The 13,189-nt window shown below is 61.1% G+C and carries 12 protein-coding genes; 4 read left to right on the forward strand and 8 right to left on the reverse strand.

Annotated features, from left to right (window positions below; translation table 11 throughout):
* Positions 1 to 43: 43 nt before the first annotated feature.
* Both ACIPSK_RS02320 and ACIPSK_RS02325 read right to left on the reverse strand, forming a co-directional pair.
* On the reverse strand, positions 44 to 814 hold the full coding sequence (locus ACIPSK_RS02320) for a gamma-glutamyl-gamma-aminobutyrate hydrolase family protein (RefSeq protein WP_162118443.1): 771 nt from the start codon (positions 812 to 814) through the stop codon (positions 44 to 46).
* A 193-nt stretch (positions 815 to 1,007) separates the two neighbouring features.
* Positions 1,008 to 1,730 (reverse strand): glutathione binding-like protein, encoded by a 723-nt coding sequence (locus ACIPSK_RS02325; protein ID WP_162118444.1) that lies wholly within the window; start codon positions 1,728 to 1,730, stop codon positions 1,008 to 1,010.
* A gap of 195 nt (positions 1,731 to 1,925) precedes the next feature.
* Here ACIPSK_RS02325 and ACIPSK_RS02330 point away from each other — a divergent pair, with 195 nt between their 5' ends.
* Complete coding sequence (locus ACIPSK_RS02330; protein WP_210254212.1) at positions 1,926 to 2,909, forward strand: lytic transglycosylase domain-containing protein; 984 nt, start codon at positions 1,926 to 1,928, stop codon at positions 2,907 to 2,909.
* Positions 2,910 to 3,000: 91 nt separating this feature from the next.
* A complete protein-coding gene (locus tag ACIPSK_RS02335) occupies positions 3,001 to 3,957 on the forward strand; it encodes an NAD-dependent epimerase/dehydratase family protein (RefSeq protein WP_210254213.1) in 957 nt (318 codons plus the stop codon).
* A gap of 87 nt (positions 3,958 to 4,044) precedes the next feature.
* Here the strand turns inward: ACIPSK_RS02335 and ACIPSK_RS02340 are convergent, their stop codons facing one another.
* The 6 genes from ACIPSK_RS02340 to ACIPSK_RS02365 all read right to left on the reverse strand — a co-directional run bounded on the left by ACIPSK_RS02340 (position 4,045) and on the right by ACIPSK_RS02365 (position 10,685).
* Positions 4,045 to 5,310 carry a glycerate kinase type-2 family protein gene (locus tag ACIPSK_RS02340; protein WP_162118447.1) on the reverse strand — a complete coding sequence of 422 codons (1,266 nt, stop codon included), beginning with the start codon at positions 5,308 to 5,310 and terminating at the stop codon, positions 4,045 to 4,047.
* Positions 5,311 to 5,436: 126 nt separating this feature from the next.
* Positions 5,437 to 6,834 (reverse strand): dipeptidase, encoded by a 1,398-nt coding sequence (locus ACIPSK_RS02345; RefSeq protein ID WP_162118448.1) that lies wholly within the window; start codon positions 6,832 to 6,834, stop codon positions 5,437 to 5,439.
* A gap of 17 nt (positions 6,835 to 6,851) precedes the next feature.
* The gene (locus tag ACIPSK_RS02350; protein WP_162118449.1) at positions 6,852 to 7,910 is read right to left on the reverse strand and encodes an ABC transporter ATP-binding protein; all 1,059 of its coding nucleotides are present in this window, start codon (positions 7,908 to 7,910) and stop codon (positions 6,852 to 6,854) included.
* A gap of 7 nt (positions 7,911 to 7,917) precedes the next feature.
* The gene (locus ACIPSK_RS02355; RefSeq protein WP_065279702.1) at positions 7,918 to 8,709 is read right to left on the reverse strand and encodes an ABC transporter permease; all 792 of its coding nucleotides are present in this window, start codon (positions 8,707 to 8,709) and stop codon (positions 7,918 to 7,920) included.
* A complete protein-coding gene (locus ACIPSK_RS02360) occupies positions 8,706 to 9,530 on the reverse strand; it encodes an ABC transporter permease (RefSeq protein ID WP_162118450.1) in 825 nt (274 codons plus the stop codon). The genes ACIPSK_RS02355 and ACIPSK_RS02360 overlap by 4 nt, the downstream gene beginning before the upstream one ends.
* Positions 9,531 to 9,644: 114 nt before the next feature.
* Complete coding sequence (locus ACIPSK_RS02365; protein WP_017964018.1) at positions 9,645 to 10,685, reverse strand: ABC transporter substrate-binding protein; 1,041 nt, start codon at positions 10,683 to 10,685, stop codon at positions 9,645 to 9,647.
* Between the two features lie 109 nt (positions 10,686 to 10,794).
* Between ACIPSK_RS02365 and ACIPSK_RS02370 the strand changes: the two genes are divergently transcribed.
* A complete protein-coding gene (locus ACIPSK_RS02370) occupies positions 10,795 to 12,777 on the forward strand; it encodes an adenine deaminase (protein ID WP_432653295.1) in 1,983 nt (660 codons plus the stop codon).
* 109 nt (positions 12,778 to 12,886) lie between these two features.
* Positions 12,887 to 13,186 (forward strand): DUF6074 family protein, encoded by a 300-nt coding sequence (locus tag ACIPSK_RS02375; protein ID WP_017964020.1) that lies wholly within the window; start codon positions 12,887 to 12,889, stop codon positions 13,184 to 13,186.
* Positions 13,187 to 13,189: the final 3 nt, after the last annotated feature.

The following is a 13,189-nucleotide window of genomic DNA, read 5'->3' on the forward strand; positions in this document are numbered from 1 at the left end:
AAGCCGCCGCGAAACACTTCGCGGCGGCTTTTTTCTGATCAGACTAAGCGATGGCTTTATGGGCTCTCACCGCATCGCCGAATGCCTGAAACAGCGCACGATTAACAGGGTTGGTTTGCGGATCGTATTCGGCATGCCATTGCACACCCAAAGCAAATCCCGGCGCGTCCTTGAACCGTATCGCCTCGATCGTCCCGTCCTCGGCAATGCCTTCGGCAACGACCCTCTCGCCGAGTGCGAGGATGCCCTGTCCATGCAGGGAATTCACCCGGATCGTCTCCCGACCGAGGATGCGCGCAAACATCCCATCCGCAACGAGCTGAACGTCGTGTCGATCGCCGAAAACGATGGCTGGGTCGGGATGGATCTCACCTGTTTCCAGGCGCGGCATTCGGTGGTTCATGCGTCCGGGCAATTCCCGGATTTCGGGATGCAGCGAGCCGCCGGCGGCGACATTCATTTCCTGAAAACCGCGGCATATGCCGAAAACAGGAACGCCTTGCGCAACACAGGCTTCGATCAATGGCAGCGCCAGCCCGTCACGATCCTCATCATATGGCTCATGCTTGGGATCCGGCACCATGTTGAATCGGCTGGGATGGACATTGGCTCTGGCACCCGTCAGCAGAATGCCGTCGACGACAGCCAGCAGATCCGCGATATCGGCCAGTTTAGGATTGCCGGCAAACATCAGCGGTAACGCTTCGGCGACATCGGCCACGGCTCGCATATTGTTTTCTCCGACAAGCTGGGTCGAGAAGCGGCTTTCGACGATGCGGGCGTTCCCGATGATGCCGATTACAGGTCTTGCCATTGCTCGTCACACCCCAAGTCGCAACGCCAGCTGCTGCCCAAGCCGCCTGGCCCCTCGGGCAGGTGGTTTGCAACGCCGCGAAACCGGAACCGGCCTCGGGCTGACTGCCGGCTCGGTTGTCACCATATGGTTATCCTTGGTCGCGATGCAGGTGCAAGAGCTTTTGCGACCGCCAAGGCATCTGGGCCGGTGCTCAATCCGGAACGGGAAGGGCGCGCTGGTTGTAGAGGATCTTGCGGATGCGCGCCTGTTCCTCTTCGGAGAGCTTGCTGTTGTCGGTGCCGAGATCGGCGCCGACCGCAAGGCCGCGCTGGACGCCGGGCCTTGCGCCGACCTCCTCGAACCATCGCTTGAAATGCTTGAACTCGTCGATGTCCTGACCCTGTGCCTGCCAGTTGACGGTCCAGGGATAGCTGACGATGTCGGCGATGGTGAATTCGTCACCGGCAAGGTAGCGCCGGTCGCGAAGCCGCATGTTGAGAACGCCGTAGAGGCGGTTGGCTTCGTCGGTGAAACGTCGCACCGCATAGGACTGATCGCCTTCGCGATCGCCAAGGCGACGGAAATGACCGGCCTCGCCGAGTTTCGGCCCTTGGTTCGCCATCTGCCAGATCACCCATTGCGTGACCTCGTATTTGCCGCGCAGATCCTGCGGCCAGAATTTTCCGGTCTTCTCGGCGAGGTAGAAGAGGATCGCGCCGGATTCGAAGACGCTCAACGGACCGCCGCCGTCGGCAGGCGCGTGATCGACGATGGCAGGCATGCGGTGATTGGGGTTGAGTTTGAGATAATCAGGCTTGAACTGGTCGCCACGGCCGATATTAACCGGCACCAGCCGGTAGGGCGTGCCCGTTTCCTCCAGGAAGATCGAAACCTTCTTGCCGTTCGGCGTCGGCCAGTAGTGGAGATCAATCATCTGCTTATCCTCGTTCGCTCGGGATTTCCTGGCAAACAGGATGACGCTACGACCATGGCAGGTCGAATATGTTTGTTCCAAAATCGGTAGCGAAATTAGAAACCTGTGACCGTCCCCGGCACCAATTCGGGTGCAGGTATGGAAATGGGGGAGGCGTCGCGCCTTCATCAATGGTATCTAAAATCCAGCGTCGCGATGGAAGTTCGAACCCGCCGAGATCCGATGATACGTCGAAAGCGTCAGTCCGACATTGCGAGGAGATCGACGAAGGCCATGCTTTCGCTCTGTCTTCTGTTTCCGGCCGTGGACACAATAAAGGCCCAGCCTGAAGGGAGCGCCGGGTCGCCGGCCTGCTTGTATTCGGGACCTTCGGCGGCGGGATCGGGTGAGACGCTCTGCATCCGGAAAGACAGTTTCAACTACGACCTTTGCGTCGCGATCGAGCATTTCGCCAGCGCCAACCAATTGCCGGCGGATTATTTCGCCCGTCTCATCTGGCGAGAAAGCACCTTTCGCCCCGATGCAGTCAGCTTCAAGGGAGCCCAGGGGATTGCGCAGTTCATGCCCGGAACGGCCAAACTGCGCGGTCTCGAAGACAGCTACCAGGTGTTGGAAGCCCTACGGAAATCGGCGCAGTATCTCGACGAATTGCGCAATCGTTTCGGCAATCTCGGCCTTGCCGCCGCCGCCTATAATGCCGGTGAAAACGGCCTTGCCACTTACCTGACGTCAGGCAGATTACCTTACGAGACGCGTGGCTACGTCATGGCGATCACCGCGCATACGGTCGAGGAATGGAAGGATAATCCACCGGAAGATGCGGCCGCCCCGCTCGACAAGGACAAGTCCTTCCTCGATGGCTGCGTGGCGCTTGCGGAGCGACGGACGTTGAAGGACACGCCCTGGCGTCAGGAGGGTGAATGGGCGCCCTGGGGCGTCCAGCTTGCGGCGAATGCAAATGTCGCGGTCGCCCGGCGCATGTTTCTCGATGCCGTGCAGGATCTGCCTGCGCCCCTGAATGCGGAGCAGCCGCTGATCCTGCGCCAGCGCGATCGCAGCTTCGGTTTTCGGCCGCGTTATGCTGTTCGCATCGGCCGGCAGACGCGCATGGAAGCCAACGACCTCTGCAACCAGATCCGCAAACACGGCGGCACCTGTCTGGTTTTCAAGAATCGATAGCGGGCCTGTCCAGTCCCTTGATCACGAAAAGTCTCCTTGCAGGATCACCCAAGCGCAGCATATTCAACACGGAAATGCCAAGGGAGGAACGATGATGCGGGTTTTGGTAATCGGAGCAACGGGCCATGTCGGAACCTATCTCGTTCCGCGTCTGGTGGAAGCCGGTCACGACGTCGTCACGATCAGCCGCGGCACGGCAAAGCCTTATACGGCAAACCACGCCTGGGCTGCCGTCGATCAGCGTCAGATGGATCGGGCAGCCATGGAGCGGACGGGTGATTTCGGCCCGGCCGTGCGTACATTGGAAGCCGACATCGTCATCGACATGATTTGCTTCACGCTGGAAAGTGCAGAGCATCTGGTGACGGCGCTGTCGGGGCATGTCGGTCACTTCCTGCATACCGGCACGATCTGGACGCATGGCCATTCGACGGTCGTACCCACGCTGGAGGAGACGCCGAAATTTCCCTTCGGCGACTACGGGACGCAGAAGGCGGCAATCGAAACCTATCTGCTGCAGCAGGCAAGGCTTCGCGGATTTCCGGCAACCATCATCCATCCCGGGCACATTGTCGGTCCCGGCTGGACGCCGCTCAATCCGGCCGGCAATTTCAACCTGCGGGCCTTTTCAACCCTTGCCCGCGGAGAGACCCTGGCGCTGCCCCATTTCGGCTTGGAGACCGTTCATCACGTCCATGCCGACGACGTGGCGGCGATGTTCATGGATGCGATCGCCAACTGGAATGCGTCGACCGGCGAAAGTTTCCACGCGGTTTCGGAGCAGGCATTGACCCTTCGCGGTTATGCCGAATCCATGTCTCGCTGGTTCGGGCACGAGCCGAAGCTCAGCTTCGCCCCATTCGACGCCTGGGCCGAAAATCAGACGGCTGAGGATGCGAAGGCGACCTGGGAACATATTGCCCGCAGCCCGAATTGCTCGATCGCCAAAGCCAAACGCCTGCTCGGTTACACTCCGAGATACACCTCCCTGCAGGCGGTGCAGGAATCCGTGGGTTGGCTGGTCGGGCAGGGGCGGATCGAGACCTGATCCGCCAGCGCCGCGCGTAGCGGGCGGCTGCTTTTGTTTTACGCAATTCCGGACGGAAAACCGCTTCGCACTTTTCCTGAAATTGCTCTAACGGATCAGGATCGCCCTGAAATCATTGACATTGGTTCCGGTCGGGCCGGTTTCGAAGAGATCGCCGGTGGCCGCAAAGCCCGAATAGCTGTCATTGCCGTCGAGCAGCCGGCGCGGATCGAGCCCGGCGGCGCGCAAGCGCCTCACCGTGCCGCCATCGGCAAAGGCGCCGGCATTATCCTGCGAGCCGTCGATGCCGTCGGTGTCGGCAGCGAGGACATGAATGCCCTCCTGTCCGTCGATCGCAAGCGCCATGGCGAGCGCGAATTCGCCGTTGCGTCCGCCCTTGCCACCCTTGGTTCTCAGCGTCACCGTCGTCTCGCCGCCGGAAAGGATGACGACCGGCTTCGGAAACGGTCTATTCCGGCCCGACACTTCGCGGGCGATGGCCGCATGCACCAGCGCCACGTCGCGCGATTCTCCCTCGATCGCATCGGAAAGGATCGCCGGCTCGATCCCCTGCGACGTCGCCAGGGCAGCGGCCGCCGCCAGCGAAACGCCGGCGGAGGCGATGATGTGATGCGCGTGGCGCAAGAAGACCGGATCATCCGGCCGCGGTGCATCGGCCTTCGGCGAGTTCAGATGGTCGAGTGCTGCCTGCGGCAGCTGTAATCCGTATTGCCTGATGATCTCGAGCGCATCATGTCGTGTCGAACCATCAGGCACTGTCGGCCCGGAGGCGACATGGGCCGGGTTGTCGCCGGGAATATCGGAGACGATCAGACTGACGACTCTCGCTTCGGTCGCTGCCGCAAGTCTTCCGCCCTTGATGGTGGAGAGATGTTTGCGCACGACATTCATCGCCGAAATCGGCGCGCCAGACGCAAGCAGCATTTCGTTGAGCGCGATCTCGTCTTCAAGGGTCAGCCCGTCCGGTGGGGCAGGCAGCAGCGCCGAGCCGCCGCCGCAGATCAGCGCGATCACCAGATCGTCTTCCGTCAGCCCGTTCACCGTCTCCATCAGCCGCTTTGCGGCGGCAAGGCCAGCCGCATCCGGCACCGGATGCGCTGCCTCGATGATCTCGATGCCGCGTGTCTCGCAGCCATAACCGTAACGGGTGACCACCACACCTTCGAGCGGTCCGTCCCAGACGCTTTCGAGTGCCCGCGCCATCTGCGCCGCGCCCTTGCCGGCGCCGATCACCACGGTCCTTCCCTTCGGCCTTTCAGGCAGATGCGCCTTGATGCCGGTCAGCGGATCGGCGGCGCGAACCGCCGCGTCGAACAGGCCTTTCAGGAAATCGCGGGGAGCGGTTATCGTCATCGGTGGTCTCTACTGCCTCGGTATCGATGGTAATGTGGGGCGCTTGCTGCGCCATAGCCTACTGCATAATGCAGCAATTCAAAGTGTTACAGCGCCCGAAAAGCTGCCCGGCGCGGCACACTCGCGTCAGTCGGCGAGGGCCGCCAGGATGCGGACCCAGGATCGTATGCCTTTATGAAAGCTGGAGAGATCGTATTTTTCGTTCGGGCTATGGACGCCGTTGTCGAAGCGGGCGAAGCCGACCAGCAGGGCATCGCATCCGAGCCGGCGTTTGAATTCCCCGATGATGGGGATCGAGCCTCCGGTGCCGGCAAGGGCCGCTTCGCATTGCCATTCTGTCGAAAGCGCCTGAAGCGTTCTGGTGAGAAACGGACTGTCGATCGGCATGACCGTTGCCGGCGAGAGCCCGTAATCCCTGAAGCTGACCGAACAATCCTGAGGGATACATGCGCGCACGTGCCGCTGGAAGGCATCGCGGATCGCCTGGGGATCCTGTCCTTCCACCAGGCGAAACGAAATCTTGGCGCTCGCCTTGGCCGGAATGACCGTCTTGAAGCCTTCGCCCGTATAGCCGCCGCTCATGCCGTTGATCTCGCAGCTCGGCCGCGCCCAGATCTGTTCGAGGACGGAACGGCCTGCCTCGCCGGCCGGATCTCTGAGGCCGATATCGCCGAGAAAGGCCGCCTCATCGAAGGGCAGCCTTTTCCACAGCGCCTTGATGGCGTCCGGGAGCTCTTTGACGCCATCATAAAAACCCTCGACCGCGACGCCGCCATCGGCGCGCCGCAGGCTCGAAACCACGTCTGACAGCACCTGCAGCGGATTGCGCGCGGCATTGCCGAACATGCCGGAATGCAGGTCTTGATCGGCGCAGATGACCTCGATTTCCGTACTAAAGATACCGCGCAGCATCGTCGTGACGGCAGGCGTTTCGCGATCCCACATATCCGTGTCGCAGACGAAAACCGCATCGGCCTTCAACTCGTCTGCCGTGGCATCCAGAAAGGGTGCGAGGCTCGGGCTGCCGGCCTCTTCCTCGCCTTCGAACAGCACGCTTATCTGCACCGGCAGTTTTCCGGTGACGCTCCTCCAGGCGCGACAGGCTTCGACGAAAGTCATCAACTGTCCCTTGTCGTCGGACGCGCCGCGCGCCACGATCGCGGTATCGCCGTTCGGCAAGGCTTCCATGCGCGGCTCGAACGGATCGCTCGTCCACAGCGCCAGCGGATCGACCGGCTGGACATCGTAATGGCCGTAAAACAGCAGATGCGGTCCGGATGCCGCCTTTTCATGGGCGACGACCATTGGATGGCCAGTCGTTTTGCGCACCGATGCTTCGAAGCCGATGGCAGCCAGATCCCGGCTCAGCCATTCGGCAGCGGCGCGGCAGTGATCGTGATAGGCCGGGTCGGTCGAGATGCTCGGAATGCGGATCAGCTCGAACAGCCGCGCCAAGCTGCCATCGAGGCTTTTGTCCACATAGGCGAGAACGGCATCGATATCTTGGTCCATGGCACTATTCATCGTCTCTCCTCAGCGTTTCAATCTTCCGGATCGAGAATGCAGCATTGCTCTGCTAGAGGCGTCAGCACCGCGGACGCCCCTGGTTCCATCGGATCGGACAACGCCCCATTGGCGGTGATCTCTCCCGCTGATGTCATGCATTTGTACTGATAGGCCCGGCCGAGATAGGTGCGCGTGCCGAGCACGGCCGCGATGCCATCGCCGTCACGGCTGACGGCAAGACCGTCTGCGCGGCAGGCCAGCACGAAGTCATCCTTGATCGGCCCGAATGTGTCCTGTGACAGCTGCAGGCTGGCTCCGCCCGTCGTTTCGGTGGTCACAAGCGCGCCGTTGCGCGCGGTCACCTTCATACGGATCAGGTTCTCGAAGCCGACGAAACGGGCGACGAAGGCGTTGGCCGGCTGGCGATACAGCACCTCCGGCGCGTCGAGCTGCATGATGCGCCCGGCATTCATGATCGCCACTCTGTCGGAGATCGAGAATGCCTCCTCCTGGTCGTGGGTGACGTAAAGTGATGTCGTGCCATTGGCGCGCTGGAGCTGCCTGATCTCGATGCGCATGTCGATCCTGAGCTTTGCATCCAGATTGGAAAGCGGCTCGTCGAACATCAGAAGCGGTGGCTCGATGACCAAGGCCCGGGCGAGAGCCACGCGCTGTTTCTGACCGCCTGACAGAGCCGACGGCAGGCGGTCGGCGAGGGCGGAAAGGCCGACACGCTCCAGCATGGCCATCGTTCTTTTCGTCAGTTCCGGCTGAGGAATACGACGCTGCCTCAGGCCGAAGGCGACATTGTCCTGTACGCTCAGGTGAGGAAAAAGCGCGTAGTTCTGAAAGACCAGGCCGATGTCGCGCGCATGTGCGGGAAGGCCGGTCAGGTCGCGCTCGCCGAGCTTGATGCTGCCGCTGCTCGGTTGCAGAAAACCGGCCACGAGGCGCAATGTCGTCGTCTTGCCGCAGCCGCTGGAGCCGAGCAAGGAGACCAGTTCCCCGGCCATGATTGAGATCGACAGGTCCTTGAGCACCTGCGTGCTGCCGTAGTGGGCGGAGATGGAATCGATGGTGAGGGATACGGTCAAGAGCGTTCTACTTTGTCAGGAAGGTGAGGCCGAGCGTGGCCTCGACGACGGCCATGACGCCGACTGTCACGAACATCAGCAGCACCGAGACCGATGCGATCGTCGGATCGAAGAACTGTTCCATATGCGCGAGGATCTGGATCGGCAGCGTCGAGATGCCCGGCCCCGTCAGGAAGACCGAAACCGACACGTCGTTGATCGAGGTGATGAAGGCGAGGATGAAGGCGGCAATGACCCCGGCGCGGATGTTCGGCAGGACCACGGTCAGGAAGGTTTTCAGCGGCGGGCAACCCAGGCTGATCGCCGCCTCCTCGACGGAAAAATCGAAGGCCGCCAGGCTGGCGCCGACGACACGCACCGAATAGGGCAGGATCAGCAGGGCATGGCCGACCAGCAGGCTGATAAAGATCGGCAGTCCGAGGCCGATCGTCACCGATTTCATCAGCGAGAAGCCGAAGACGATCTCCGGCACCAGGATCGGCAGCACGAAAATGGTGGAAAGCCAGCGCGGCAATTCCACCCGGTAGCGGTTGATCGCATAGGCTGCCGGGACACCAATCAGCAGGGAGAGCGCCGTGCCGAGAAAGGCAACCTGCAGGCTGGTGATCGCGGTCGTGCGGAAGGCCTCGATCTGGAAGATATTGACGAACCAGCGCAATGTCAGGCCCTGCGGCGGGAAGGTCAGATAGGTCGTGTCGCTGACGGCCGCACCGATGATAATGACGAGCGGTGCGAGCAGGAAGAAGAAAACGCAGGCCGCAAAGGCCGCGAGGATCGGGTGAACGCGCCGGTCCATCACACCGCCATCGGATTGAGCCCGCGTGCGATGCGGCTCATGATGAGGACGACGCCGAGCGTCAGCACCACCATGATGGCGGCAATCGTCGATGCACCGACCCAATCGAAGGTCACCATGGCGCGCTGGTAGAGGAATGTTCCCATCATCATCTGCTTTTCTCCGCCGAGCAGTTGCGGTGTCGCATAGGAGGTGAAGCTGCCGGTGAAGACCAGGACCGCGCCGACGATGAGGCCGGGTGTCGCAAGCGGCAAGATCACCTGAAAGAATGTCATCAGCGGTTTCGCGCCGAGCGACGCGGCCGCATCGATCAGATCGCGCGGGATGCCTTCAAGCACCCCGACGAGCGTCAGGATCATCAGGGGAACGAAGAGATAGACCATGGCAACGATCACCGAACCTTCGGTATAGAGCATCGAAAGCGGTTCACTGAGGATGCCGGTCGAGATCAGCATGGCGTTCAGAATGCCGTTCTTTCCGAGAATGATCAGCCATGCGAAGGACCGGACGACGACACCTGTCAGCAGCGGAAAAACCGCTGCGATGATCATGACGCTCTTTGCGCGACCGGGCATCTGCGCGATCACATAGGCGGTGATGAAACCGACGGTGAGCGAAATCGCCGTCGTGATCAGGGCGATTTCCAACGTGCGATAGAGAACCGCCCGCCGAAAACCGCTGTTGAAGAACGTCACATAGGGAGCAAACACACCCTTCGGTTCCGCAAACGTCGCCGCAATGGTGATGGCGACGGGAATGATGAGAAGCACAATGACGGCAATCGTCGCCGGCATCGTCAATCCCCATCTGGCAAAATGCTTCATCTCAAAACTCGTGGCATGTCCTGATATCAGGGCGCCGCATCTCGGATTCGAATGTGCGGCGCTTCCATGTCTGGCAGTCAACCGGCTTCAGGTCAGGCCGGGATATCGGGCACCTTACTGACCGAAGACTTCGTTCCAGCGGTCGATCCAGTCGGCCTTGGCAGCATTCATCTTGGCATAGTCGATGCGGGTGAGGCTGGCGACCATATCCGGGCCATAGGTCCAGATCTTCGCCTGGTCCGGCGTCAGGCTGACCTTTGTCGAGATCGGCGCATCGACACCTTGTTCGGCTTCAGCCTGCTGGACGTCCTTGGACAGGATGAAGTTGATGAACTGATGCGCGAGTTCGACATTTTCCGAACCCTTCGGGATGTTCACGGTGTTCAGGGTGGCGATATCGCCGTCCGTAAGCTTGGCCCATGTCATCGTCGGAACGGCCGCCTGCATCGATGCCAGGGTAAAGTCCTGGGCCAGCGCAACGCGCACTTCGCCTGTTGATATCAGGTTCACCAGCTCCGAGCCGGTGTTGTAGTTCTTGACGACATTGGGCTTCAGTGCCTCGATTTCCGAGAAGGCCTTGTCGGTGTCCTCATAGGTATCTGCGCCGCCATGCTTGCCGGCTTCCAGAACGACCAGCGGGCCGGCCGTAGTGGTGATTCCGGGCAAGGAGACGGAGCTTTTCAGATCGTCGCGCCACAGGTCGCCCCAGGCGGTGATCGGCGGGTTGACCTTGGCGGAATCATAAACGATGCCGACGCGCCCGATCGTATAGGCGGGGCCGTATTTACCCTGAGGCGCCTTGCCCAGCTCGTAGATATCCGCGAGGTTGGGGATCTTTGACGCATCGATCTCCTGGAACAGTCCCTGTTCGATGCCGAGCTGCGAGAAGCTGTCGGTAAGATAGATGACATCGACGCCCTTGCCATCGCGCAGTTTCAGCTTGTTGAGCCGGTCGGCATTGTTGCCGGTCTCGAACACGATCTCGCAGCCGCAGATCTTCTTGAACGGCGTGATGATGTTCGCATTCATCTTCTCGCCGTTATAGCCCCACCAGGAGATGGTCAGCGTCTTCGATTGCGCATGTGCCGCTGTGGTGCTGCCGACGGCGGCAAGCAGCGCCAGAGACAGGATTCGGGCAAAACGTCTGGCCTTCATGAGCAATGTCCTTCTGTGAAAAGCGGCGTTGGCAATCGGGATGATACCCCCAGGATTTGGGGGATACTATTTTTTGATCGATCGGGTCGCAAGCTCAATAATTGAGCAAATGCGCTCTTATGCGAGGAATTTTCCAAGGCCGGAGCATCGCTTTACACGTCGGCCTGTGGCCTTTACGGTCCGGCGGTTCCAGCTTCTCACGGGCATTTCATTCATGGCCACTTCGCGTACTGCCCTTCCCGACGATCTGCTGATCAACGCGTCCGACGAGGTTTTGACGCGCCAGGATCTGGTGCTGACGGCGCTCGGACGCCGGCCCGCCGACAAGCTGTTGCGCGTGGGCAAGTTGCTTGATGTCCATTCGAGGAAATGGCTCGACGATCAGGAGATTGTCATCAAGGGCCGCCGCATCGCCTATGTCGGCCCCGCCGGCAGTTACGCAGGCGAGGTGAGCGAGCAGTTCTCCGAGCCGGATCTTGCGGCCGTGCCGGGCTTCGGCGAGGCACACAAACATATCGAAAGCTCCCATCTGACCCCCGAATGGGAGGCGGCTTTGGTGATGCCGCATGGCGTGACCTGGACATGCGAGGCGAGCCACGAATTTTCCAACGTCAACGGCGCCCGCAATCTGGAATTCTGGCTGGAAGCGCGCCGGCGCGGATCGCCGATGAAAATCTTTCCCCTGCCTGGCTCAGCCGTGCCGCCGACCGCCTACGAGTGGGGCGGCGGCTGGTTCGGCTACGACGAACAGAAAGCCTTTCTTTCCGAGAGCCTGATGGTCGCCGGGCTGGACGAGGTCATGGACTGGCCGTCCATTTCAGATCCCGGCAATCCTTCCTACGATCGCCTATGGGGCATGATCGGCGCGACCTTCGAGCAGCGCGGCGTCGTCGAAGGCCACGGTGCGGGACTGCGCGACATGGCCTCGATCAACGCCTTTGCCGCAGCGGGTCTCGCTTCGGATCATGAAGGCTGGTTTCTCGATGAGATCTGGCAGAAGCTGCTCCACGGTCTTTTCATCGAGCTCCGGCCGCATTCCCTGCCGGAGGTCATCCGCGGACTGATCGACAAGGGGCTGACGGATTGGTCGCAGATCGCGCTGGTCACCGACGACCGCAGCGCCTCGGACACGCTGAAAATCGGTGCGACCGACCACAATGTCCGCCTCGCCATTGAAAACGGCCTTGCGCCGGAGATCGCCATCCAGTGCGTCACCCTCAATCCGGCACGCCATATGCGGCTGACGCCTTGGGTCGGATCGATCGCGCCGGGCCGCTTCGCCGATTTCGTTCTTCTCAGCGACATCGCCAGCCTGTCGATCGAAAGAGTGTGGGCGGACGGGCGTCCCGTGTCCGAGGGTGCGACATTCATTGGCGTGCGCCCTGAAATCGATTGGCCGCAATGGGCGACGCGGACCGTGAAAATAGACCGGACGGTGACATCCGACGATTTCCGCATCGAGGCGCCGCCGAACCGGGCCACGGTCAATGCTGCACTTTTGCGGCCGTTTCACTGGCACGACGATTTCATCACCATGGAATTGCCGGTGGAAGAGGGCGCCGTGCAGCGGGATGCCGCGCGTAATGTCACCAAATTCGCAATTGTCGACCGGTTTTCCGGGGAGGCGAAGGTCTCCAGGATGTTCTGGCTGGGCACCGGACCGCGCACGCCGGAGACGGCACTCGCCTCCACGCTGGGGCACGACAAGCACAATATCTGGACGGTCGGCTCATCCGACGAGGCGATGGCGATATCAGTCAATGCCCTGAACGAGCAGCAGGGCGGCTGGGTGCTGGTATCCGGCGGCAAGATTCTCGCCCGCGTCCGCTACGAGATCGGCGGCTTGATGACGGCGCGTTCGGCCGAAGTGCTCGATGCGGAGATGCAGGCTCTTTATGCCGCTGGCGCCGGGATCGACTGGATGTACGAGCCGACCTTTTCGCCTCGATGGTGGCCGGGATTTCCCGAACGCCTGTCGTTTGCGACGTTGACCTGCTCGCCCTGGCGCTGGGTCCTGGTCGCGCCGTCGGAACTGGCGCCGGAGGGGTTCGTGAACGTGCTCACCGGCAAGACCCATCCGATTGTCTGGTGACGTTGCGGCCCGCCAAAATTCCACCTGATTGATCTTCTTACTGCAGCAAATAGAAAGCATTAACCATAGTCCCGTAGACAACGAACAGGATCAAAGGAACCTGTGTTCGATGGCTACTGAAATGACCCGCCGGCCTGCCGGCGACAATGAAGGCAGGATTATTGCCTTCCCCGCTGGAACCGGAACTGCCAATGTCGAGCGTTGCGCTCGCGAACTCGGCCGGCGGCATGGCGCAGATGCGATAGAATTCTGGAAGGCCGAATGCCGCAGGATTGCCGATCAGCTTTTGGCGGCAGGTATGCCGGAGAGCGATGTCGGTCAGCGGGTGCTGCAGTTTCAGCAAGACGTCCAGAGCGAACTCGTCTTCAGCCATCAAAACGGACCATTGCCCAAGTCTCAAAACCGATAGCGG

This window comes from Rhizobium sp. LARHSG275 (assembly GCF_052871115.1).

Bases quoted from the DNA above. Each gene is read 5' to 3' on its own strand.
- ACIPSK_RS02320 (WP_162118443.1), bottom strand. From the start codon at position 814: ATGGCAAGACCTGTAATCGGCATCATCGGGAACGCCCGCATCGTCGAA.
- ACIPSK_RS02325 (WP_162118444.1), bottom strand. From the start codon at position 1,730: ATGATTGATCTCCACTACTGGCCGACGCCGAACGGCAAGAAGGTTTCG.
- ACIPSK_RS02330 (WP_210254212.1), top strand. From the start codon at position 1,926: ATGGAAGTTCGAACCCGCCGAGATCCGATGATACGTCGAAAGCGTCAG.
- ACIPSK_RS02335 (WP_210254213.1), top strand. From the start codon at position 3,001: ATGATGCGGGTTTTGGTAATCGGAGCAACGGGCCATGTCGGAACCTAT.
- ACIPSK_RS02340 (WP_162118447.1), bottom strand. From the start codon at position 5,310: ATGACGATAACCGCTCCCCGCGATTTCCTGAAAGGCCTGTTCGACGCG.
- ACIPSK_RS02345 (WP_162118448.1), bottom strand. From the start codon at position 6,834: ATGAATAGTGCCATGGACCAAGATATCGATGCCGTTCTCGCCTATGTG.
- ACIPSK_RS02360 (WP_162118450.1), bottom strand. From the start codon at position 9,530: ATGAAGCATTTTGCCAGATGGGGATTGACGATGCCGGCGACGATTGCC.
- ACIPSK_RS02365 (WP_017964018.1), bottom strand. From the start codon at position 10,685: ATGAAGGCCAGACGTTTTGCCCGAATCCTGTCTCTGGCGCTGCTTGCC.
- ACIPSK_RS02370 (WP_432653295.1), top strand. From the start codon at position 10,795: ATGCGCTCTTATGCGAGGAATTTTCCAAGGCCGGAGCATCGCTTTACA.
- ACIPSK_RS02375 (WP_017964020.1), top strand. From the start codon at position 12,887: ATGGCTACTGAAATGACCCGCCGGCCTGCCGGCGACAATGAAGGCAGG.